Here is a 22,953-nt window from a genome sequence, read left to right on the forward strand (position 1 = left end):
CAAGGGGCTCTCATAAAGGAAAGCAGTATGAAAGTGCAGTGGTTCAATTCGGTTGATCAAATAGGCGAAGCCAAATGGCAAGCGGCTATTGGGGAAACGCGTTATCCGTTTGCGCAATTTGCTTTTCATCAGGCGTTAGAACAAAGCAAAAGCATCGGCGATGGAACGGGCTGGTATCCTGAATACTTGTTGGTGATGGACGATGACGACAGTCCGCTCGCTATCGCTCCAACCTATTTAAAAACCCACTCCCAAGGCGAATTTGTCTTCGACTGGTCATGGGCGGATGCCTACCAACGCTACGGCATGCGCTACTTCCCTAAGCGTATTTGGGCGATTCCTTTTTCCCCTGTGACGGGTGTGCGGCTGTTTTCTCACCTTGACCCAAACGGCGATGATGTGGCGTTTTCTCATCTGTACCCTGCGTTGGCTGATCTCATGACTCAAGCCAACCAAGAGCGGAATTTCTCCAGTTGGCATCTGTTATTTACCAAGCCAGAACACGCGGCGTTATTCGCACCCAACAAAGATCTACTGCATCGAATATCTTGTCAGTTTCATTGGTTCAACCGTGACTACAAAGACATGGACGACTACTTGTCGCATTTCTCCAGTCGTAAGCGAAAAACCGCCCGTAAGGAACGAGAAAAAATCGCCAAAGAAGGCATCAAGCTGACTCGAACCATCGGCAGCGATTTAACGTCGGACGAGATTGATTTCTTTTACCTGTGTTACCAATCCACTTACGCCAAGCGTGGACAACAAGGTTACCTCGCTCGCGAATTTTTCGGGCAACTAGCCGAAAACATGGGCGACCAAATCCTCTTGGTACAAGCCTTTCGAGAAGGCGAAACCATCGCCGCCTCTTGGTGCTTCTTTGATGATCATTCTTTGTATGGTCGTTATTGGGGCTGCATGGAAGAAGTGGATTGCCTGCACTTTGAAGCCTGTTATTACCAAGGCATTGAGTTTTGCTTGGAAAAAGGGTTACAGCATTTTGATCCTGGCACCCAAGGGGAACACAAAATCGCCCGAGGCTTCGAGCCTGTTTTCAGTCACAGCATTCACTACATCGCCCACGAAGGCTTCCGTGACGCCATTGGCAACTTCTGCGAAGAAGAAGCGCAAGCCGTGCGCGAGTATCATCAAGATACCCACGCTCTGTTGCCGTTTAAGCGGGAAAGCTAGTAATCCCTTTCAATCTAATTAGCAGGCTAACAGAGATGAGATTAATACAAATCTGTGTGAAATTGAGACTGCCATTGTGGTTCTGGAAGAATGTCTTGCAGAGTCATCAGAACAGACTGCCCGAATCCCTCTCGACTGCCGCACACATAAACATTCGCCCCCTGTTCGGTCACCCAGTGCCGAATGTCGTTGCGTGACTGCTGTAACAGATTAGGAACATAGACCCCATCACTGCGTGACCATGCTCGATCAAACCGGTTAAGTACTCCTAACTCTTGGAGCGAAAGAAGATCTTGTGCAAAATAGTCATCATGTTCTTCGTATTGCTCACCAAAAAATAACCAACATGGTGCTTTGTCTTGAGACGCTTGGCGTTTTTTTAAAAAGCTTATAAAGGGGGCCAGTCCAGTACCTGCGGCAATCATAATCCATGGTACATTTTCCTTTGGGTGGAAAGTAACATGCTCACGCACACTGGCTGAAATACGATTACCAGGTGTCAACTGACTCAGCATCCCCGACGCCAGCCCAATGGTTCCATCCGTACGGATATGCTGACGCACTAACAGCTCTATTGTGTTGTCTTCGTAGGATGCAATCGAGTACAGACGTTCGTGCTCATCTTTTTGCTCAGGCTGTACTGCCAATAGATCACCGGCTTCGTAGCGCGCATTGGCACAAAACAATGTCACTCGATGAGCCAAGCGATGCACTTGTCCTGGGTTCAAGCATTCGTTCGCCACCACCGTATAGTCATCGTATTCAAATAATTCAGACGCAGTATGAATACCAAGCAATTCCCCTACTTGCTGCCACCAATGAGCGACCCCTTGGGGATCCATTCGATCGATTTCCGTTGTTGGAATGGCCCTTTGGTAGCCTTTTTTTTCTAGTAATTCAGACAAATAATGACCGAATGCACAAAATGTTTGGTACGTTCGATCCCCCAATGCGAGCACACTGAACTGGGTGTGAGAGGCAGCCGAGTTGGCCTCTTGCAATGTATTAACGAACCGTCGAGCGCTGTCGGGTGCTTCTCCTTGCCCATAGGTACTCACCACAAAGAAGACCCGTTGATAACGCTGCAATGTTTGCTCGGTCAGGGTCGAGATACAGGCAATGTCCATCAGTGCATGGGTGGTATCATGTAGGCGCTGCGCCAAATACTTCGCACTACCCGTTTGGCTGGCGTAGACAATAAGCGCCTGATTGTTGGTCTGGGCGATAGGTAAAAATCTGGCGGCCCAATGTGTGCAAAGCAACGCGACCATAAGTCTTAGTAATTCCCACCATGGCAATACCACTCCCCAATTTGGTAATAAATAGAGTGGTGAAACGATAAGCAAACCACAGGAAAACAAAGTGACGGCAGCATAAAGGCGATAGACTTTATTGAGCATGATAACCAAGCAAAAAAGCATCACAGCGGCCAGTAATACTTGGCTAGAAATCAGGACGCCAACGATAAAAAACCATTCTCTTTGGGTAAACACATGCCCCACTTCGCTCTCAGAGACATGCGCCAACATCCCCTCTTGCAGCTGGTATACAAAATGCCCTGAGAACTCAAAACTAATCAGAGTATCAAGTGAGGAATACAAGGGTAATGGGTGGCTCATGCCAAACTCTAAAGTGGCCCAAATATAACCAAGTCCAAATAGCATTCCCAAACACACCAACCGCATCGCGGGTTCAATCTGTCTTATCGTTTTGATTTGCCAAGAGGATGACACTGACGGCTCCGTTATAAAAACTTTTTGATAATGATTATTATTATATTGAAAAAAATAGTTGTAAGCGATTATCATTAGCAAACAAAAACACATTTGAATGCTATTTAATGACAACCAGACTCTCAATCATCAACCGCTGGGCACGATGGCTACATATTTACAGCGCTGCGCCAGTTTTATTGCTGATGCTGTTTTTTTCTATAACTGGGGTGTTGTTGAATCATACCACCTGGCACTTGGGAGAGACGGTAAAGGCAAATCAAACTTTTGATTTGCCAGAATATTTACTTGAGCAGGATTGGCAAACGGAGTCAGCGAAAACGGCTTTAAGTGTCTTAAGTTGGCTGGACAAAGAGCATGGCATTCATGGAATTGACATCGAGATAAGCTGGGAACTCGAAGAGTCCCTGCTGATTCTCACCCTAGAGACACCGGAGGGTAGCTATACCGTTGAAGTTTACCCAGAGGATGAGGTCGCTGAGTTGTTTGTGCTCGATTTGCCATTTTTAGAAATGCTCAACAACTTACACCGTGGCAAACACGTGACGGGGTTTTGGCGCTTTCTTTCGGACTTAGCGGGTATTTGTATGTTCGTTTTTTGCGCCACTGGACTGTGGCTGCTATTGACCAACGCCTTACAACGACAAAGCACACTGAGCTGGGTTGGGCTCGGGTCAATTGTCATGGTAGTGACCATTTTTCTAATGCATTAACAAAGGAGAGCTTGATGCGCTCACTGTTTAAAACCTCTATGTTGGCCGCAACGCTAAGTTTTGCTGGTATCACGCATGCCGCGTCAATGGAGGTGTCTTTTGATATTCCTCAAGTGACAACGGGAAAGTATGCCCGCCCTTATGTGGCTATTTGGGCTGAGCAAGGTAAAGAATCTAAGCCGCTACTGGTCTGGCACCTACAAGGACAAGAAGACAAATGGCTGAAAGACCTGCGTCGCTGGTGGCGCAAAATTGGCCGCTATGATGACCACGTTGACAGTTTAACCGGTGCGACAAAAGGTCCTGGTCATTACCAAGAAACTTTAGATCTTGGCGACTGGAGCGAGTTCACCCTGTACGTCGAAGCGGCCCGAGAAAATGGCGGTCGCTCTTTAGTGAAAACCAACATCGATCTAAATAACGCGCAAGCGTACAGCATCCCGGCGGATGCCGAAATCGGCCCCATCCAAATTTCCATTAACCCCTAAATAGTTAGGATTGAATATGTTCAAGACAAGTCTTTGTGCTTTGGCTGTCGTTGCGGCAAGCTCAAGCTTTGCTCACGACCTAATGGTGTTACCAAGCAAATCTATCCTGTCAGCTGTGCCTGCCAATGTTGCGGTTGACGTCACTGCAACGCATGACGTTTACCGTTTTGATAAAGCGGTTTCTCCTGACAATGTCACAGTTTACGGTCCTGATGGTAAGCGTATTCGTGACCTTGGCACCATGGTAAAAGGCGCAACTCGTACGTCATTTGATCTGGCCGTTACTGAAGAAGGCACTTACAAAATCACCTACGGTTCCAGCATGGCGGGTTACATGACCACGTATGAAATCGGTGAACGTAACACTCGTAAGCGTCTACGTGGCAACCAGAAAGAAATGGCCGATCAAATCCCTGCGGATGCGAAAAACATCGAAACCACTAAAATGGGCCGCACGGGTGTGACATACATCACCAGCAAAGCACCAACAGATACGGTATTGAAGCCAAGCAACCAAGGCTTTGAAATGGTGCCAGTGACTCACCCAGCTGATTACATCAACGGCGAAGAAATCGAAATCAAAACCCTGATGGATGGTAAGCCATTAGCGGGTGCTAAAGTGGTCGTGAAAGCGGAATCCGCCATTTACGGCATTGCGGCAGAGCCTGTTGAAGTCAGCACGGATAAATCTGGTGTTGCAAGATTCACTCTAGACAATGCAGGTCGTTACAACGCTGCGGTTTCTTACAGCGGCCCAAGCAGTGACCCACTGGCTGACAAAGAAGCCTACACTGTGTTCTACACCTTTGAAGTGGTATACGAATAATGACCAAAGCTGCCTTAATACTGGGTAGCGCAGTGGCCTTGCTTTCGAGCAAAGCCATGGCTCATTACCCGACCTTAGATTGTCAACTGGATCAACAAGAAGTGGTTTGCGTGGCTGCGTACAGCGATGGTTCAGCCGCCTACAACGAGCAAGTGGAAGTTCGTAGCTATGACGATGACGTACTGCAAACTCTTACCACAGATGACGATGGTGAAATTCGTCTCGCTCAGCCAGAGGGTGAATATTATTTAATCTTCGATCCAGGCCACGAAGATCCTGCTGAGTTCGACTATGCCGAATTCTAATATTGAGATCATTGCACCGGCGGATGGTCGCGGGGAGACTCGTAACTTCCTATTGGTATGTGTTGTGGTGCTTGCTTGTGCCATCGGCTTGCTTTCTCTGATTCATTCCTCACCTCAAAATGCCTTATCGGAACTGCCTAATCAATTCAGCAACCTAGCGACTCAGGTGAGCAACGCGGTAGAGGAAATCGAATTGCTGGAAGAAGCCGAGTTGATCAATGCACCTTATCAGTTGGCCGATCTCCCTTTCCCTACATATCAAAATCAGTCATTCATTCAGCTAGACGAACATTGCTTTAGCCTGTTCCAAGGACAATATGTGTTTGTTGTCGAACGTCACGAAGAAGGCTGGGATGCTCACTGGGCACCATCAGAACAAGCCGTTGACTGCCACGCTTCACTTGATTGGCATTTGCTTAACCAATAGGAACCCCCATGCGTTTACTTTTACTCAGTCTTTTGGTGTTACTCAGCTCTCAGGCAAGCGCCCGCTTGCAAGTTGGCATCACATTGCACCCTTACTATTCCTACGTGAGCAATATCGTGGGAGACAAAGCCGATGTGCTGCCGCTGATCGACAGTGGTTTTAACCCACATAATTACCAGCTAAACCCTGCCGATATCGAGCGTTTGAACAATCTTGATGCCCTAGTCGTGAATGGCATCGGTCACGACATGTTTGCGACCAATACCGTTGATCGTCTCCAACCAAAGAACCTGACCGTCATTTACGCCAACAGAGATGTCCCTCTGATCGGGCACGATGAAAAAGTAAACCCCCATACCTTTGTCTCCATTGATGCCGCTATTCGTCAGGTTTATACCATTGCTAAAGAGTTGGGTGCTTTGGATCCAGACAACAAATCATACTTCCTCAAGAATGCGCTGCAATACGCGAAAACGCTAAGAGCGTTAAAGAAACCGGTTCAGCAAGCACTGTTGAATAAAGACGTCAGCAAGCTGCGCATTGCCAGTACTCATGGCGCCTACGCTTATTTACTTCAAGAGTTCGGCTTAACCGTCTCTGCGGTAATCGAGCCAGCCCACGGTGTTGCGCCAACCGCATCACAACTGGAAGAAACCATCGAAACCATTCGTCAGCAGAACATTGATGTACTGTTCACCGAGCTGAACATGGAAAACAAATACGTGGATCTGATTGAACGTGAGACAGGGATCAAAATTTATTACTTCAGCCATATGACCCATGGCGCTTATAGCAAAGACCAAGTCGAGCAAGAAATGGGGCACAATTTGAGCAAACTTGCCGAGGCACTGAGTTCATGATGGGACCAAGTCTTCATTTATCTAATGTCGGTGTCACAGTAAAAGGACAAGTCCTCATAACACCACTAAGCCTGCAACTGAAGGGCGGCTTGTGGCACGGTATTGCTGGCCCCAATGGCGGTGGTAAAAGCACCTTACTCAAAGCCATTGCCGGCCTTCACAATCATGTGGGGGAAATCGCCTTACATTGGCCGTCGGATCGCGGACAGATCGGCTACATGCCTCAGTTATCACCTTTTGATGCATCTCTTCCCGTGACGGCGCTGGATTTCTTGCGAATGCATTGCGATAGGCAGCCTGTGTGGCGTCGCTATCGTGGCAACCCCAACATAGAGCAAGTCATTGAAAAAGTTAACATTAAAGGGCTGCTCAGTAAGCGCCTTGGCACCCTATCGTCAGGGGAGCGCCAGCGCATCCTATTAGCGTGCGCCCTAGTGAACAAGCCCGATATTTTATTGCTGGATGAGCCGCTTGCAGGGGTCGATAAGGCGGGTCGAGAACAAATTATCGAGATTCTTAGCGCCTTTAAAGCGGAGGGCGGCTCACTCATTATGATCGAACATGACTGGCAAATCTTACAGGCTCATTGCGATACCCTGTCATGGATTGATGGGAGCTTACAGCACCACGATTTTCCTGACGCTATTTTTACCAAGATAAACAGTCATCATATAGGTCTTCGTCATGCTAGCTAATCTGCACAGTTTCTTTTCAGGGCTAGTGGACGCTGGCATGTTACCGACCATGTTCAGTTATGGCTTTGTGGTCAATGCTTTTATCGCCTGCCTGATGATCGGCCCTCTACTCGGTTTATTAGGCACCTTGGTGGTAGTAAAGCGCCTGGCGTTCTTATCTGAAGCGGTTGGACACAGTGCGTTAACTGGTGTCTCTATTGGCATTTTGATGGGAGAGCCCGTAACCGAACCATGGATCAGTTTATTCGCTTTCTCAGTCCTGTTTGCTCTAACACTGCAATGGGTCCGAGGCCGAACGACTGTTCCCTATGATGCTTTGATTGGGGTGTTCCTAGCCTTTGCTTTGGCGCTCGGGGCAGCATTACTGATGTTTGTCGCGAAGAAGATTAATGCACACCTAGTGGAACAAGTGTTGTTTGGCTCTATCTTAACGGCCTCTGCCTATGACTTAGTGATATTAGCTATCATCACCAGCGTGGTGTTAGTCCTCGCGTTTTTCAGTGCCAACGAGGCGTATTTAAATGCCCTCAGTCCCGATATTGCTAGGTCTCGCCGCATTCGTACCACGCTACATGATTATGGCTTTGTGCTTCTGATTGCATTGGTCACGGTGGCCGCTGTCAAAATCATCGGCGCCATCTTGGTCGGGGCTCTGCTGTTAATCCCAGCCGCCAGCGCCAGATTAATGGCGAGAGACTTGAGAGGTATGGTGGGTTATTCCGTTTTGATTGCTACCACCAGCGCCCTCATTGGTGTAGTGCTGCCTATGTATATGAAATGGGCGATTGGTACAGGCCCTGCCATCATTCTGGTGGCGTGTGTTTGGTTTGTTATCGCCATCTCTGTTTATTCATTGCGTAAAGAAGGACAACCGGCATGCGTATAATCTTTGTTAGCCTCTTCATGTTACTTGCCAATATTGGTCAAGCTGCCAATATTGCGACAGTGTCACCAATCGCTCATAGCATGAGTCGCACTTTAGTCGAAAATACGCCCATTGAGGTTACCTACTTACCCCCTACTCGCTTACCGATCAACCGTATACCGAGTTGGTTAAATCGCTCAGCAACGGAGCCCATGGAGCACTTTGATGCCATCGTCAACATCAGCTCTATGCGTCCAGACCTCGCATTTTACGTGCCTTTGCGCAGTCGCAATATTCGCATTGTGCCGATTGATATTGCCAAGGCTATGATTCCTGGTGGGGAGCAAGTGGCGACCCATCAAGCCGATGAATACTTCTGGCTAAACACCAATAACGCCTTACTCATGCTCGGCATTTTAAAGCGAGACTTATCCACCCTGTGGCCAGAGTATGCAGAGCAGATCAGTCAAAACTATCAAGCGACTAGCGCTGCGTTACGTCAGTTAGCACTGGACATTGATGATGCATTACTTATGAAGGGTTACGACGCCATTCATCTGGATAAGTCGTCATTAGAGCCGTTTAGCAAGGGGTTATTGCTGCCCACCCTTGATCCTTCTGACGCAGAGGGGTTAAACATGATCACTCTCTCAAGCAAGGCTTCAGCAAGCACTTGGCAGGTAGACGACTTCAGTCGCTATAGTGATGTGTCGTTTATCGAACGCTGGCAGCAAACCATCCAATCCATGCCGTAACAGCTGTTTTTAACGCTCTAATAGAGCGTTTTTCTCTCGACTATCTTGCTCGTCTACCAAAGCGGAGCTCTGTTTTCAGGGCTCCGCTTTTTTACGCTCAAATTAAATGAATGCAAATTTAATGTAAAATAACGTAAATTCACTATTCAAATAATACTCATTATCGTTTAGCATCTCCTTCTCATTAAAAATATAAATAACTCTAATATAAATTTTGTATGGATAAACGAATGAAAAACGCGACTCCTAGTTACACTCCTTTCAAAGTAGCACCCATTGCTATCGCGGTCAGCTCTGCACTCGCACTGATGAGCTCAGCAGCTCTTGCAGCAGAGCAAAGCGACATTGAGTTGGAACAGATTGAAGTGGTTGATACAGCACAAGATGGTTATGTGGTGAAATCCGCTGCGAGTGCGAAATACACGCAGGAATTGGTAGATACGCCTCAGACAATCAATGTGGTCAATGAGCAAGTTTTAGAAGACCAAGGCATTACTTCTCTCGAAGATGCTTTGCGTAACGTATCGGGCGTTTCTACTTTTGGCGCTGGTGAAGGCGGTGGTGGTAACGTAAACACAACAGATAATGTGACGATACGTGGCTTTGATGCAAATGGTAGTATTTACTCCGATGGCATCCGTGATGTAGCTGGCTACAGTCGCGATACGTTTAACACAGAACAAATTGAAGTAGCGAAAGGTGCCAATGGTACTATTTCAGGCAAAGGTTCAGCAGGTGGATCGGTTAACTTAGTAACCAAAGCAGCCAACTTACGTGGTGACAAAAACAGCATCAGCGCCTCTTATGATGAAGGTGACACCGCCCGATTAACTGGTGACTTCAACAAAGTATTATCTGAAGACAGCGCCCTTCGCTTAAACCTGATGACTGAACAAGGTGGCGATTACTGGGACAACGGTGAAGAAGAATACAAAAGTTACGCCATTGCACCCTCTTATTTCACTAAGGTCAGTGAAAACACAGACTTAACCATCAACCTTATGCATATGAAGCAAGACAACACTCCTGTGATTGGCTTGCCGTTCATTACTGAAACTGTTGCAACTCAAACAGGTTTATCTGAGGGTATGATTGCAGAACAGTATTGGAGTAATTACTACGGCGTCAAAGGACTGGATTTCGAAGAGGTCGATGCCACAACCCTAACCGCGATTATCAACCATCAACTTAATAACCGCTGGGCTTTTCGCAACCAAACTCGTTTTGGTGTAACAGAAACCAAGAGCATTATTACACGTCCTTGGGCAAACTCAGATGGCACCTATAGTACTGAGCGAGCGAGTACTAACTTTAGCGAGAACCAACTGGCCGTTTCACAGTTTGACTTCTTAGGTGAAATCATAACCGGCTCAATCAAGCACGATCTTGTGGTTGGTGCAGAAATTTATCAAGAAACACAAAAGACACCAAATGTAAGCTTGGATAATGTGGTGCGTTCACAAACCAGCTACGATGCAACAAACCCTGGTGTTACCACGGCAACAGGCTCGTACACAGTGGATGGCTACTCCAAAGATGCTACTGCAACAGGCTTAGCCGCTTACTTAAGCAACACTGCCACGTTAAATGATCAGCTTCAATTAGCTGGTGGCGTGCGACTTGAGAAATACAAGATCGACAGTACACAAAATGTTGGTCGCGGCTCGAGCGCTACATCCGTTAGTGCTGTCGATAAATCAGACCTAATTAGTTGGCACACGGCAATTAATTTTAAACCAACCAACAACGGTAGTATTTACGCCTCTTTTGCTAATAACCAAGAACCTAACGGCAACAACTTATCATTGAATGGTCGTAGTGCTGAGCAAGTAGCAGAATACACAAGCCTAGATCCTATTGAGTCTATCACCGCAGAGGTCGGTACGAAGTGGGAGCTATTTGACGACAAACTTTTGTTGGCCGCAGCGGTTTTCCAAACAAGAAAAGACGTTTACCAAACAGTTGATAATGTCTTGGAAGCATCCGGTGAGCAAGAAAGCAAAGGGGTGGAACTGTCTGTTACAGGCCAACTGACCGATACGGTTAGCATCACTGCTACCTACACTCATCAAAATGCGAAAGTGACTGAATCCTCATCATCGGATGATGTGGGCGATGGATTAAGCTCAGCTCCTGAGGAATCCGCTAGCGTTTGGCTTTCATACAAAGGCGAGAAACTAGGTTTAGGACTAGGCGCAGAATATACATCTGGCAATGACTACTGGCGTGGTAGTGAGGTCTACTTCACAACAGGCGAAGTAACTTTGGTTAATGCCATGGCGAGCTATGCCTTTACTGAAAACTTGTCAGCACAGTTAAATATTAGCAACCTAACGGATGAGCGTTATGCATCAGACTACAGCGCTAAGGGGCATTTCTTGCCTGGCAACCCACGCAATGTAAAAGCAACAGTGAAGTACGATTTCTAAGACGACTTCAATCTAGCTAAATAAGAGCCAAGTGGCTCACCTTTTTTCGCTCTTACAAAGTAGCTGTGTTAGTTTTAGCGCAGCTGCTTTGTCGTTTTAGCTTTCCATTTACCCTCATAAGAAGCGTTTCAACATGTTGTTACACCTCAAAGATATTCTTACCAAAGAGCAAGTCAAAGAGATTCGCCAAGCCTTAGATCAAGCCAATTGGCAAGACGGTAAACTCACCGCTGGCAACGCATCACGACAGCAGAAAAGCAACTTACAACTTAATCAAGAAGACCCATTAGCCCGCAAGCTAGGGGACTTTTTATTGCATACCCTAAGTCAACGAGAAGACTTTATGGGCAGTGCGCTACCAGCCAAGATATTCCCGCCGATGTTCAATCGCTATGAAAGAGGCGGGGCTTTTGGCTTCCATGTGGATAACGCTATCCGCCAGGTGCCCAATACACCAGTAAAGATTCGCACCGATTTGTCGATGACGATTTTCTTGAGTGAACCAGAAGAATACGAGGGTGGCGAGTTGGTCATCCAAGATACCTTTGGCACCCAAGAAGTAAAGCTGCCAGCAGGAGATATGGTGCTGTACCCTTCAACCAGCGTGCACAAAGTTAACCCTGTGACCAAAGGCGCACGTGTCAGCTCCTTTTTTTGGCTACAAAGCTTAGTATCCGATAACGAACAACGTCGCACGCTACATCAGCTTGATCAAAGTATTCAAGGGCTTAGAAAAGAACACGGCGAAGAAAGCGAACATATCCAAAACCTAATTTGGGTGTACCACAACCTGCTTCGCCAATGGAGCCAAACCAACTAATGTTCAGAACGTCGATGCATTAGGTTGGTACAAGCATTCGGACGTAATGTCCTGCACACTGGCACAGCCACACAGCGCCATGGTGGCTTCCAGTTCATCTCGTAGGATGCGCAAGCAATGGGCAACACCTAATGGACCCGCCACAGCTAGAGCGTAAAACACCGAGCGGCCAAGTAAGACCGCATCCGCACCTAAAGCAATCGCTTTAAAGATATCACTACCACGGCGAATACCGCTGTCCAATAACACCGTCGTCTCTTTGCCTACCGCAGCGCGAATAGCAGGCAAGACCTCAATGGTAGCAGGTTGGCTATCGAGTACACGGCCGCCATGATTAGAGACGATGATGCCATCTAGCCCAAGCGAGACAGCACGTTGAGCATCTTGTGCTGACATAACGCCCTTCAATAAAAGCGGTAACTTAGTTTGCTCACGTAACCAAGCAAGGGTTTGCCAATCCGCAGCTTGTCCCATCCAACAGGAAAAAACCGAGTCCCCCTGCGCTGCACTAGGTAGGCTTTCTAAATTCACCGCCCTGACGCCCTCTGGCAAAGAAAAGCCAGCTCGCTGTTCAGCATTGCGTACGCCATTAATCGGCGCATCAGCGGTGACAACAATCGCTTGATAACCGGCCTGCTCTGCACGGCGCACAAGTTGCAAAGTGGTTTCACGGGAGGGCTGGCAATACAACTGGAACCAACGGGTGGCATCTGGCGACATTTGTGCCACATGCTCCAGAGGCGCACTGGCTAGTGTGGACAAACAGAACCCTACATTTTGCGCTGCTGCCGCTTGGATCGTTCCCAGCTCTCCTGTGGGATGAGCCAACTTTTGATAGGCCAGCGGCGCTACCAACAATGGCATGGCCAGATGCTGGCCAAATAAGGTCTGCTGACAACCGCCCTTGGCCATGTCTTCACATAACACGCGCTGCTGTAACAAGATCTCATCGAGCTTTTGACGATTACGCTGGTAAGTCAGGCCATCCATAGCCGTTCCAGAGAGATAAGCCCATGTAGGCGCTGGCAATACTTCTTTCGCATGTTGCTCATAATCCGCTAATGAGCAAACGCCTACAGGGATGGTGGACATCTAAAACCTCTTATTTTGTTCGTAGCGGACGCTCTGCGGGCGGTGCAATGAAACGCACTACGCCCAACAAACGCCATAGTTTGGCAAAGCTTTCTGGAGCAAAGTTCACTAACACTGTCACCGCGAGAGCCGATACGGTAATCAGCATCAGCCATGCCATGATACCAATGCCCATTCCCCAGTGTTGTATGGCTGGTACCAAGGTATATAGCAGTGTTACCCAAGCGACACTTTGCAGTACACGGAACTCTTTGTTGGTAATGGTCATTTTCTTATATAGGTCGCGATGATGCTTTTGCACCGACACAGCAAAATGCATAAAGCTAAAGAAGCTGACAACTAAAATTACCCATAATGCGGTCATTTTACGGCTCCTTCTAAGGTGGGTTTACGAGTGGCTGGTTTTGGGGATGCGACACGACGAGCCTTGCTCTGTAAATAACGTGCGGCGGCCAACATAATACCGCCTAATAGCAAGCACATCACATCAAAGCTCAGGCGCAATACATCCACGTGAATGATGGCATGTAAAAGACTGGCGGAAGACGTTAGCGTGTCCAGTACTGGAATCAAGCAGAACAATGCACCAGCAATGCTTAACTGAACCACCCAAGCGCCTTTATTTCGGTAGAAAATGGCATGAATCAATGACAGTAACCAAGCCACGAAGAAACCATTAATTTCCCAGTTAATACGGTTTTCTAATGTGGCAGGCAGTAAGCGGTTTAACCAGAAGTAAACGGCCACCGCTCCACACAAACCGGCAATGCTGGCGATGTTTGTGATGACCACCAATTCATAACCGAATTGTCCCATCTGACGCTTGGCGCGCTTAACCGCCCACAAGACAGAACCCGTTCCCACCATAATGGTGCCCATCACGCCCGCTAAGAAAAATGCCCAACGGGTGATAGCATCGGCGAAACGCGCTTCATGCAAAGTATGCAGCACACCGCCAGCGGCACTGAAGAAGGAATTGTTTCCACTCGCTTTCGCTTGGTTACGCTCAATCTCTAATCCCGTGGCAGAGAAAGTAACGCTATTATTAGAACCTCGCTCCACCATCAACATATCGCGATTCACCGGTGAAAAGACAAACGTCGCGTCTGCCGTTAAAGGGTTCTGAACCTGCACTCGACCAATGTCACCAGCAAACAAAGATTCGGCTTGAGTCAGCATGTTACGTAACGGCGGTGTTGCTATATCTTGGCGATCTTGATGACGAGCCGTTTGACGACCTTCTCCACGCGCTCTTTTTTCACCTGAACGCTCTCCCTGTGCTTCGCGATTAGGTCTAGCACGCACTTCTGATGTGTCAGCGCCAGCACGAGCAGCATCTTGTCCACCACGCGGGCCGTTCTCTGCCATTTGCTGTTGGGCATTAGGTGCTTGGTTGCGTTCTCCGCCGCCTCCGCGGGTGTTCTCCGTCCAAAATATCAAACTAGAGGACAACAGCAGCAAACCAGAAAAGGTAATCATAATGTGGAATGGCAACGCCAGAACCGCTGTCACCGCGTGGGCATCCGCCCAGCCTAAAGAACGGTTTTTGGTGCGCATCATAAAGAAATCACTGAAAATTTTACGGTGCATCACAATGCCACTTAAGATCGCAATAAACATCGCCATGGTGGCAATTTCGACCACGGCTCGAGCAAAGCCTCGTGGCATACCGTACAACTCAAAGTGGAAGCGATACAGAAAGTCACCGCCTCGGGTTTCTCGACCATCAATGGATTCACCTGTTGCCGCGTTCATGGTTTCTTGAGGGCCACGGCGACGCTGGTTTTCACCTTCGTTCTGCCAACTTAGGCCCACCGTATTCTCACGCACAGTTGGCAGAGAAATACTCCAACTATTGGCATTAGGTGCCACCTCAGAAAGACGTTCATAGGCTTTTATAATGGTGTCGTCGGTGACATAAGATGTATGCTGTTCAGGGGTCATCCAATGGCTGATCTCGCCTCGAAAATACGACAAAGTACCGGTCAGAAAAATCGCAAACAGTAACCAACCTAATAAAATGCTGCTCCATGTGTGCAGCCATGTCATGGTTTTACGTAACGGCCCCTTCATACCGTTTGCCCTCCGAGTAACCACCAACATCCCCACACTACTACGTTGGTACCTAAAGCAATCCAGACACTACGGTAAAGAGAGTTAATCGCCACGAAGGTCATAATAGAAATGGCGTAATATAAGAAAAACACAAAATGCACGATGGTGCGCATTTCACGCTCAGTGCCGCCAATGATAGTGCCAGTTAGCAAGCTTAACCCAGCAGACAATACATACCCACCTACCAACGCCAAGGTCAAACGTATTGTCAAAGCCATCTTTGGTGACAACACAAGGTCGCCCCTTTTTTTAATTACATGCAACATGTTTAAACATTTCATCCCTATTTTAAATGAGAATGATTGTATTTCGATGTGCTGTTTCAAGCGATACTTTGAATGTAAAGTAAAGTAAATAACATTAAAGGCGATAATGGTTTTTATTTACTTATTTTCGGCAATTTGTAAAGATCACCCCCCTATTTGCCAACTTGATATTTAACTCTATGAAAGTCCTACTCCTTTCTGCTGCTTTAAGCCTGACTCTAAGCGTGTCAGCCATGTACTTTTTTAGCTCGTCTTCAGGTCAGCAACAGCTGCTCTCATACGTCGGCTTTTCGGATGATGCCACGCCATCTCAGAGCGAGCGTCCACGCCGCAATTTTGACGTCAATAACCGTCCAGCAAGGAGCGAATAACCGCCATGGCAATCTTTCGATTTACGATGAAATGTGTTCTGTGGAGCATTGCATTGGGTAGCCCTATTTTCGCTGGCTGGTGGCTTTACCATGACAGCCAAAGCGCTTCCGTTACTTGGTTAACGGATACGGTAAAAACGGGCTCTATTGAGATCACAGTGCCTGCAACGGGAACATTAGAACCCTCTAATTACGTTGATGTTGGCGCACAGGTGTCAGGACAAATCAAAACCCTGCATGTCAGCGAAGGCGATGTAGTGAAAAAAGGCCAGCTGCTGGCTGAGATAGACGCAACGGTGTTTGAAACGGAAGTCAAAAGAAGTCGTGCCAGCCTGTTAAGCCAAAAAGCACAACGAGATCAATTGGTCGCGCAATTGGAGTTAGCTGAAAGTCAGCTTGAGCGAGATCGACGTCTCAATGCCCGTGGTGCGGTCAGTAACGATTCACTAAAGCAAAGCGAAACGGACATTGTGGTACAAAGTGCAAAGCTTGCTGCGACCGAAGCAGAGCTTCAAGTGGATGAAGCGGCACTGGAACAAGACTTGATCACATTATCTTACAGCCAAATTTATGCACCGATGGACGGCACGATTACCAGTGTCGAAGTGCGTGTAGGGCAAACGCTGAATGCCAGCCAAAGCGCCCCAACACTGATGACCATTTCCGATTTGTCCCATATGACGCTGCGTGCCAATGTGTCTGAAGCCGATATTCAACGCCTATCACCAGATATGCCAGTTCGTTTTTCGACACTGGGTAATCCGAATGATTTTTTCTATTCCTCTTTGGAAAAGGTACTCCCGACTCCTCTAGTGAATAACGACGTCGTGCTTTATCAGGTCTTGATCAACGTTGATAACCAAGCTGGACATTTGATGGATGGCATGAGCACTCAGGTCTTCTTTATTGAGGCGCAAGCCAAAGACGTGCTGATTATTCCTTTAGCGGCCATTTCTGAGCGGCCACGCGGCCCTGTGGCTTATATTCCTGGACAAAAAAGTGCCTCGCGCGCAACTACACCGGTAAAAATTGGTCTTAAAAATCGCACTCAAGTGGAGATTATCAGCGGACTGAGCTTAAAAGATATCGTTATCGTTGGGCGAGAGAATGGAGCCAGCGGAGAAAAGCATCAGTTTAACGGGAGGGTCGTCGAGCAGTCGAGCGCCAATGGGAGGGCGTCGTGGATTGTAAACGTCCGCTGCTGTCAATTGAGCAGGTCAGTCGTCATTACCGCAATGGCGATTCACTGATCAGTGCCTTAGATGGTGTGTCTCTCTCGGTACAAGAGGGTGAGTTTGTCGCCATCATGGGGCAATCTGGATCCGGCAAATCGACCTTAATGAACATCATTGGTTGTTTGGATCAACCCAGTGAAGGGCGTTATCTTATTAATGGCCATGATGTCAGTAAGCTCAATACCAATCAACTCGCAGCATTGCGCCTTAAAACCTTTGGTTTCGTTTTTCAACGCTATCAGTTATTGCCAACGTTGAATGCTAAAGAGAATGTTGCTTTGCCTGCTCTCTACGCAAATACCGCCAAAGAGAAGCGCTTACAAAACGCTATGACGTTGCTGAAAAAACTTGGGCTGGAAGGACGCGAACACCATAAGCCGAGTGAGTTATCTGGAGGTCAGCAACAACGTGTTTCCATCGCACGTGCAATGATTAATGGGGCAGACGTTATTTTAGCGGATGAACCAACGGGTGCTCTGGATTCAACAAGCAGTGAGCAGGTGTTGGCTCTACTCAGCGAATTGAATGACCAAGGCGTCACCGTCATTTTAATCACTCACGATGCGGACGTTGCGGCAAAAGCCAAGCGTCAGGTACATATTCAGGATGGTAAGATCCTGTCCGACAGTGATGTTTCAAACACCGTTCCGGTGAGCGAAAACCCTGAAACCATGCAAGAGCTACCCTCCATTGGTATTGATGAAGCCATTAATATTTCGTTTAAAGCGCTGCGGGCTAATTGGTTTCGTACCATCCTCACTCTACTCGGAGTGGTGATTGGTGTTGCCGCGGTGGTAGCAATGATGGCCATCGGCGAAGGCGGCAAACAGCAAGTGGTACAACGTATTCAATCTATGGGCACCAACCTACTTCTGGTTCGTCCAGGCGGCGCGAATATGCGCAACACAGGAGACATTGCCACCTTAACAGAGTATGACGCCGAGGCACTGAGTACCCTTGAGCATATTGAGTTTGTGGCACCAGAACGCGAAAGTCGCTCGACCATCCGTTATCGCAGCCAAGATTATCGAGGCAAGATCATGGCCACAACGCCAAATTATATTGACGTAAAAGAGTGGTCTTTATCGCAAGGGGTCATGTTCGACCAACAAGACATGCTCAATAAGGCCCCTGTGATTGTTATCGGTGACACCATTGCCACGTCTTTGTTTGCGGATGAAAACCCAATCGGCCAATACGTGATGATGAAAAGCGCCTTGTACCAAGTGATTGGTGTGCTCAGTACTCAAGGCGCCACAGCCAGCGGCGTCAACAACGATGAAATGGTGCTGATACCTCTATCTACCGGCCTGTCACGGGTGTTTGCTGGTCAGTACCTAAATGGCTTAACCGTCAAGGTGGATGACACGGACAGTTTGGATAGCGTCGAAGACGCCATCCGTGCGCTCTTGATCCAGCGACATGGCACAGAGGACTTCCAAGTGTTGAATACGGCGTCGTTAATCGAGGCGGTTTCCGAAACCCAAAACACCATGACTTGGTTGCTCGGCTCCATTGCCGCCATTTCGCTGCTCGTCGGAGGTATCGGCGTGATGAATATTATGCTGGTGAGTGTTTCAGAACGACGTCGAGAAATCGGCTTGCGTATGGCGACGGGCGCCAAACCAAAAGACATCTTACGCCAGTTTAATATCGAAGCATTGGTGGTGTGCTGCAGTGGTGGCCTACTGGGGATTGCGATTGGGCTGTGTGCCGCCTTAGCCATGTCCAGCTTTAACCTTGCTATCGCTCTGTCTTGGCATCCACCAGCCCTGGCGTTTGCCTCGGCGTTCTTTGTGGGTTTGATTTTCGGTCACGCGCCAGCACGCAAGGCTTCTAAGCTCAACCCAATTGACGCACTCTCGGAGGAATAATGAAGTATCTAATCACCGGCTGCGCCGCGCTATTATTATCCGGCTGCGCCAGTCAGTATCAGTATGAAGCGCCCTCTGTCACTGCAGAAGCTATGCCGACGTATGCCCTTGCAGAATTTTCAGCCAACCAATGGTTAAGCTTTGGCTCCCCTGATCTGGAGGCTTTATTAAGAGCTGCTTTTGAGCATAACTGGACCATCACGGTGGCGGCAGAACGAGTACGCTTAGCACGATTGGCAATCGAAACAGAGGAAGCTAACCAAGGTATCTCAACCACGGCAACCCTCATCGCAGGATCGACGCAAAGCGCCAACACCAATGATCTGAGTAACTTCAGTAGTTCGGATGCGTCGTCACTGTCCTTTACTGCGAAATACGAATGGGATTTGTGGGGTAAGTTGCAAGCTGGGATGGATCAAACGCTGCTGTCAGTGCAATCTTCCCAGTGGAGTTTTGAATCGGCGCGTCTGTCAGTCACGGCTAGTATCGTCAAACAGTACATTGCGTTTTTGTCTCTTAAAGAGCAACTTACCCTTGCACAAAAAAATTTAGTGTCAGCCAAAGAAAGTTACGATCTTTTTCTAGCACAGCACGAAGAAGGTTTAGTGTCGCGCATTGATCTGATTGATCAACAAGAGACGATACTTAGTCTGGAAGAAAAAATCGAAACCTTACAGTTAAACCAACAAGATCAAGAGCGTGCGTTGGCTCTGTTAACAGGGCAGGCAAACTGGCAAGAAAGTGATCCGCATTTTCGTTTAACGGACTTAACCGTGCCAACGATTGCGTTGAACCAACCAGCAGAGTTAATTCGTCAACGCCCTGACCTAAAAGAAGCGGAAGCATCCGTCAAAGCCGCCTTTTTAAGCAAAGTGGAAACCGAGCTAGATCGTTGGCCAAACCTATCCATTAGCCTTAGCCTACGCCCTTCCGATTTATATGACTTAGCGGAACAGTGGACCGTGACCTTAGCCGAATCCATTAGCTTGGCGCTTTATGATAATGGCGATAACAAGCGCGCTTTGAAAAAGGCGGAAATCAACGAAACCATTGCGCGTATCAATTATCAAAATACCGTAGTGTCAGCATTGCATGAGGTTCAAGATACGTTGAGTGCTTATCAGCAAAGCCGTATATCGTACCGATATGTGCAAATCTCCCACCAGAATCAAATCGTGAAAACTCAACTCACGGAGTATGAATGGGAAGAAGGCGTGCGTGACAAGTCAGATTTAATAAGTGCTCAACGCAGCCTATTTAGCACCGAAGAATCCTTGGTTACAGCAAAACAAAGTGTTCTTAATAGTATTGTCGCGTTGTACCAAGCGAACGGTACAGCGCCTAATTTCTAAACCGTCTACACCTTTCTTGTGATAAGTCGGTAAATGTGTATTTGCCGACTTTGTGTGTCTATAACTTGCCACCCATTGTTATGCAAGGTCCGCTATTCACATTATGGCTCTTTAGATAATGCGTTGCAGTTAACGAAACGGCATGTTCCAATCTATGGTCAAATACAAATAATAATGATTAACATTACCATTCAGTTATTTTCTCCCATATGTTAATATTTCTTTAAATTTACTTATCTTTACATTCCTTTGACACTATGGAGCCGCATTATTATGAAACCCACTTTGGTCGCACTGGCTGTTGCATTGGCATCCGGTGCCCTACACGCCGACAATGAACTAAATACACTCCTGATTGAAGGACAGGCAGAGCTTCAAACAACAGACAAAGCTCGCGTGAGTGAAGCCGAAGGTGCAACCACTACGACTAGCGAAGACATTGTTGAAGCACAAGCTTCGAATTTGGCAGACGCCTTGCAAAGCAATGCTGCCGTACAAATCGACGAAGTGGGTGGCTCTCGCGGTAGCACCATTACCGTTCGTGGACAAACGGGTAATGCTGTCAGTGTTCGAGTAGAAGGTGCTCCCAACAACCGTAGCCAGATCATGCACAAAGGCAGCAACGACCGTGACACCATTTGGTTAAACATGGACATGTATGAGTCTGTGACGGTTATCCCTGGCGCCGCGGCAAATACCTACGGCAATGGTTCAACCGGTGGCGTGGTTCTACTAGAAACCAAGGACCCAGAGTCGATTATTCGCGAGGACCGAGATTGGGGCGCCAACCTGCGCTACACCCATGAGACGAATGGTGAAGCGAATGGTATTAGTACGGATGTTGCGAAGCAGTTTAACGACAAATTCTCTGCAAATGCGACCATCTCCGCCAAGGATACTAACGCCTACGAAGACGCAAATGGCGTTAAGACAGACAATGGCGGTACGGGCTCAGAAGACCTAAGTTACCTATTAAAAGGCGTATTTACGCCTGATGAAGCACAGCGTTTAGAAGTCAGCATTCTACAAAACAATATGGACTATTCTGATTATGCTGACGATGGCACCGAAACGAAAAAGAAAGTACGTGACCGCACTCTGTCGGGACAATACACCTTCAATCCAAAAGACAATGACCTTGTCGACCTGAAAATCCGTGTCTCGCAAGCAGAAAGCGATCAGGACTCCGATGAAGGTACTGGGGATTGGTCAAATACAGGTGGCGTGACAACCACCTACGCAGAAATCGAAAATACCAGTGTTTTCTTCCCGACTCAAAATACCATGCACGTTACTCGATACGGCTTAGATTACACCTTTGATGACGTTCGCATGTCTTACGACAATGACGACGGCACTCCAAAGCAAGTGGAACGTACTTCCATCGGTGCTTATCTGTCTGACACCATGCACATCGGCGAAGATCTGCAGTTAACTGGTAGCTTGCGTTATGACTCTTATAACGCCGATTATGCTGGGCGTGAAGCACAAGGTGAGGATTCTATTAACTCGAAATTGTCCGCGCTTTGGAAGCCATTTGAAAACACAGCCATTCATGGCCTTGGCTTTACCGCGTTAGTGGGTTCTGGTTACCGTGCTCCAGCCGTATATGAAATTTACGGTAAAAAGTTCACATCTGAATACTTTACAGGCACAGATGCTGACGGTGATGGTGTATACGAAACAGGCAACCTAGCCGGGTGTGGCGATGGCAACGGTAACTGGTGTGTCATCGAAAACGAAGACCTTACTGGTGAAACTTCCTTGGACACAGAAGTGGGTCTGACCTTTGAGCGTATGGGCATATGGCAAACCACTGACCGTTTAGATGCCAATATCAGCTACATTCATAACGACTTAAAAGACAAAATCTACAACGAGCTACTGGGCACACTTGATACAAGCATCGGCACTTACAACGGTAGTGCCTACAATGTGCGTCAGTTTGTCAACAAAGACGAAGCCGCCATATACGGTTGGGAGCTGGCCGCTCGCTATGATAGCCCTCTTATCTTTGCCAATTTCACATTCCAAGATATGAATGGTTATGTGGTTGAAGACGATGGTACGAAATCCAAAGATACTAGCATTATTCCTCGTAGCATTAGCGTCACATTAGGTACTTACTTTAACGATCAAAAAGGTCGTGTCGGCTTCGATACCAAGTATCGAAAAGGGCGTGTTGAAGAAGGTACTCGAAGCACCAGTGAATACCTGACATACACCGTATATGACGTGTTTGCTTCTTACCGTTTCACTGAAAACCTCAGTGCCCAACTACGCGTTGATAACGTTACCAATAAGTTATACAGCAAAAGCGAGACATCGGAAGACTCAACCACGGGCGAAGATACAACGTCTTATCAGCCAGGCCGTAACGTTAAGCTTGGGGTGAATTACCGCTTTTAGATGCCCTTAGAAAGCAATTGGTTTCTTTCTACTTGAGCAGCCTTCGGGCTGCTCTTTTCTTGTTTTCATTAAATGATCAAAGTGTAAATCAAAGTAAATACAAATGAGAATCAATGCTACTTAAAGGCATAATAT

Annotated in this window: 22 protein-coding genes; 17 read left to right on the forward strand and 5 right to left on the reverse strand. The window is 47.5% G+C overall.

Annotated elements, in window-relative coordinates; all coding sequences use genetic code 11:
* Positions 1-27 precede the first annotated feature (27 nt).
* Complete coding sequence (locus tag N5P32_RS13720) at positions 28-1,188, forward strand: GNAT family N-acetyltransferase (protein ID WP_265729595.1); 1,161 nt, start codon at positions 28-30, stop codon at positions 1,186-1,188.
* A gap of 41 nt (positions 1,189-1,229) precedes the next feature.
* On the opposite strand, the gene N5P32_RS13725 is transcribed toward N5P32_RS13720, so the two are convergent.
* Entirely contained in the window at positions 1,230-2,921 is a 1,692-nt protein-coding gene (locus tag N5P32_RS13725) for an NADPH cytochrome P450 oxidoreductase family protein (protein ID WP_265729596.1), read from the reverse strand.
* Positions 2,922-3,028: 107 nt separating this feature from the next.
* Between N5P32_RS13725 and N5P32_RS13730 the strand changes: the two genes are divergently transcribed.
* The 11 genes from N5P32_RS13730 to N5P32_RS13780 all read left to right on the forward strand — a co-directional run bounded on the left by N5P32_RS13730 (position 3,029) and on the right by N5P32_RS13780 (position 12,104).
* The gene (locus N5P32_RS13730; RefSeq protein WP_265729597.1) at positions 3,029-3,634 is read left to right on the forward strand and encodes a PepSY-associated TM helix domain-containing protein; all 606 of its coding nucleotides are present in this window, start codon (positions 3,029-3,031) and stop codon (positions 3,632-3,634) included.
* Positions 3,635-3,648: 14 nt separating this feature from the next.
* Positions 3,649-4,122: a DUF2271 domain-containing protein gene (locus N5P32_RS13735; protein WP_265729598.1), complete on the forward strand. Its 474-nt coding sequence runs from the start codon at positions 3,649-3,651 to the stop codon at positions 4,120-4,122.
* A gap of 16 nt (positions 4,123-4,138) precedes the next feature.
* On the forward strand, positions 4,139-4,948 hold the full coding sequence (locus N5P32_RS13740) for a DUF4198 domain-containing protein (RefSeq protein ID WP_265729599.1): 810 nt from the start codon (positions 4,139-4,141) through the stop codon (positions 4,946-4,948).
* Positions 4,948-5,253, forward strand: coding sequence for a hypothetical protein (locus N5P32_RS13745; protein ID WP_133564527.1), 306 nt, complete (start codon positions 4,948-4,950; stop codon positions 5,251-5,253). Before N5P32_RS13740 ends, N5P32_RS13745 begins: the two co-directional genes overlap by 1 nt.
* Entirely contained in the window at positions 5,240-5,680 is a 441-nt protein-coding gene (locus N5P32_RS13750; RefSeq protein WP_265729600.1) for an SH3 domain-containing protein, read from the forward strand. The genes N5P32_RS13745 and N5P32_RS13750 overlap by 14 nt, the downstream gene beginning before the upstream one ends.
* Before the next feature lie 8 nt (positions 5,681-5,688).
* Positions 5,689-6,540 (forward strand): metal ABC transporter solute-binding protein, Zn/Mn family, encoded by an 852-nt coding sequence (locus N5P32_RS13755; protein ID WP_265729601.1) that lies wholly within the window; start codon positions 5,689-5,691, stop codon positions 6,538-6,540.
* Positions 6,537-7,235: a metal ABC transporter ATP-binding protein gene (locus N5P32_RS13760; protein ID WP_265729602.1), complete on the forward strand. Its 699-nt coding sequence runs from the start codon at positions 6,537-6,539 to the stop codon at positions 7,233-7,235. The genes N5P32_RS13755 and N5P32_RS13760 overlap by 4 nt, the downstream gene beginning before the upstream one ends.
* Positions 7,225-8,121, forward strand: coding sequence for a metal ABC transporter permease (locus tag N5P32_RS13765; protein ID WP_265729603.1), 897 nt, complete (start codon positions 7,225-7,227; stop codon positions 8,119-8,121). Before N5P32_RS13760 ends, N5P32_RS13765 begins: the two co-directional genes overlap by 11 nt.
* Positions 8,112-8,855: a metal ABC transporter substrate-binding protein gene (locus tag N5P32_RS13770; protein ID WP_265729604.1), complete on the forward strand. Its 744-nt coding sequence runs from the start codon at positions 8,112-8,114 to the stop codon at positions 8,853-8,855. The genes N5P32_RS13765 and N5P32_RS13770 overlap by 10 nt, the downstream gene beginning before the upstream one ends.
* A 230-nt stretch (positions 8,856-9,085) precedes the next feature.
* Positions 9,086-11,284 (forward strand): TonB-dependent receptor, encoded by a 2,199-nt coding sequence (locus N5P32_RS13775; protein WP_265729605.1) that lies wholly within the window; start codon positions 9,086-9,088, stop codon positions 11,282-11,284.
* Between the two features lie 133 nt (positions 11,285-11,417).
* Positions 11,418-12,104 carry a Fe2+-dependent dioxygenase gene (locus N5P32_RS13780; protein ID WP_265729606.1) on the forward strand — a complete coding sequence of 229 codons (687 nt, stop codon included), beginning with the start codon at positions 11,418-11,420 and terminating at the stop codon, positions 12,102-12,104.
* A gap of 3 nt (positions 12,105-12,107) precedes the next feature.
* Here N5P32_RS13780 and N5P32_RS13785 read toward each other — a convergent pair whose 3' ends face one another.
* The 4 genes from N5P32_RS13785 to N5P32_RS13800 are packed head-to-tail and all read right to left on the reverse strand — an operon-like array spanning position 12,108 to position 15,544.
* Positions 12,108-13,196, reverse strand: coding sequence for an alpha-hydroxy acid oxidase (locus N5P32_RS13785; protein ID WP_265729607.1), 1,089 nt, complete (start codon positions 13,194-13,196; stop codon positions 12,108-12,110).
* A 10-nt stretch (positions 13,197-13,206) separates the two neighbouring features.
* Entirely contained in the window at positions 13,207-13,560 is a 354-nt protein-coding gene (locus tag N5P32_RS13790; RefSeq protein ID WP_265729608.1) for a DUF3325 domain-containing protein, read from the reverse strand.
* Positions 13,557-15,269 carry a PepSY-associated TM helix domain-containing protein gene (locus N5P32_RS13795; RefSeq protein WP_265729609.1) on the reverse strand — a complete coding sequence of 571 codons (1,713 nt, stop codon included), beginning with the start codon at positions 15,267-15,269 and terminating at the stop codon, positions 13,557-13,559. The genes N5P32_RS13790 and N5P32_RS13795 overlap by 4 nt, the downstream gene beginning before the upstream one ends.
* Entirely contained in the window at positions 15,266-15,544 is a 279-nt protein-coding gene (locus tag N5P32_RS13800) for a hypothetical protein (RefSeq protein ID WP_265729610.1), read from the reverse strand. The genes N5P32_RS13795 and N5P32_RS13800 overlap by 4 nt, the downstream gene beginning before the upstream one ends.
* A 212-nt stretch (positions 15,545-15,756) precedes the next feature.
* On the opposite strand from N5P32_RS13800, the gene N5P32_RS13805 reads away from it, so the two are divergent.
* From N5P32_RS13805 to N5P32_RS13825, 5 genes are all read left to right on the forward strand, one after another.
* Complete coding sequence (locus N5P32_RS13805) at positions 15,757-15,948, forward strand: hypothetical protein (protein WP_265729611.1); 192 nt, start codon at positions 15,757-15,759, stop codon at positions 15,946-15,948.
* A 5-nt stretch (positions 15,949-15,953) separates the two neighbouring features.
* On the forward strand, positions 15,954-17,198 hold the full coding sequence (locus tag N5P32_RS13810) for an efflux RND transporter periplasmic adaptor subunit (protein ID WP_265729612.1): 1,245 nt from the start codon (positions 15,954-15,956) through the stop codon (positions 17,196-17,198).
* Positions 17,129-19,057 carry a MacB family efflux pump subunit gene (locus N5P32_RS13815; protein ID WP_265729613.1) on the forward strand — a complete coding sequence of 643 codons (1,929 nt, stop codon included), beginning with the start codon at positions 17,129-17,131 and terminating at the stop codon, positions 19,055-19,057. The genes N5P32_RS13810 and N5P32_RS13815 overlap by 70 nt, the downstream gene beginning before the upstream one ends.
* The gene (locus N5P32_RS13820) at positions 19,057-20,409 is read left to right on the forward strand and encodes a TolC family protein (RefSeq protein ID WP_265729614.1); all 1,353 of its coding nucleotides are present in this window, start codon (positions 19,057-19,059) and stop codon (positions 20,407-20,409) included. Before N5P32_RS13815 ends, N5P32_RS13820 begins: the two co-directional genes overlap by 1 nt.
* Positions 20,410-20,682: 273 nt before the next feature.
* The gene (locus N5P32_RS13825; protein ID WP_265729615.1) at positions 20,683-22,818 is read left to right on the forward strand and encodes a TonB-dependent receptor domain-containing protein; all 2,136 of its coding nucleotides are present in this window, start codon (positions 20,683-20,685) and stop codon (positions 22,816-22,818) included.
* Positions 22,819-22,953 lie beyond the last annotated feature (135 nt).

Source organism: Marinomonas pontica (assembly GCF_026191375.1).
Taxonomy (GTDB): Bacteria; Pseudomonadota; Gammaproteobacteria; order Pseudomonadales; family Marinomonadaceae; genus Marinomonas; species Marinomonas pontica.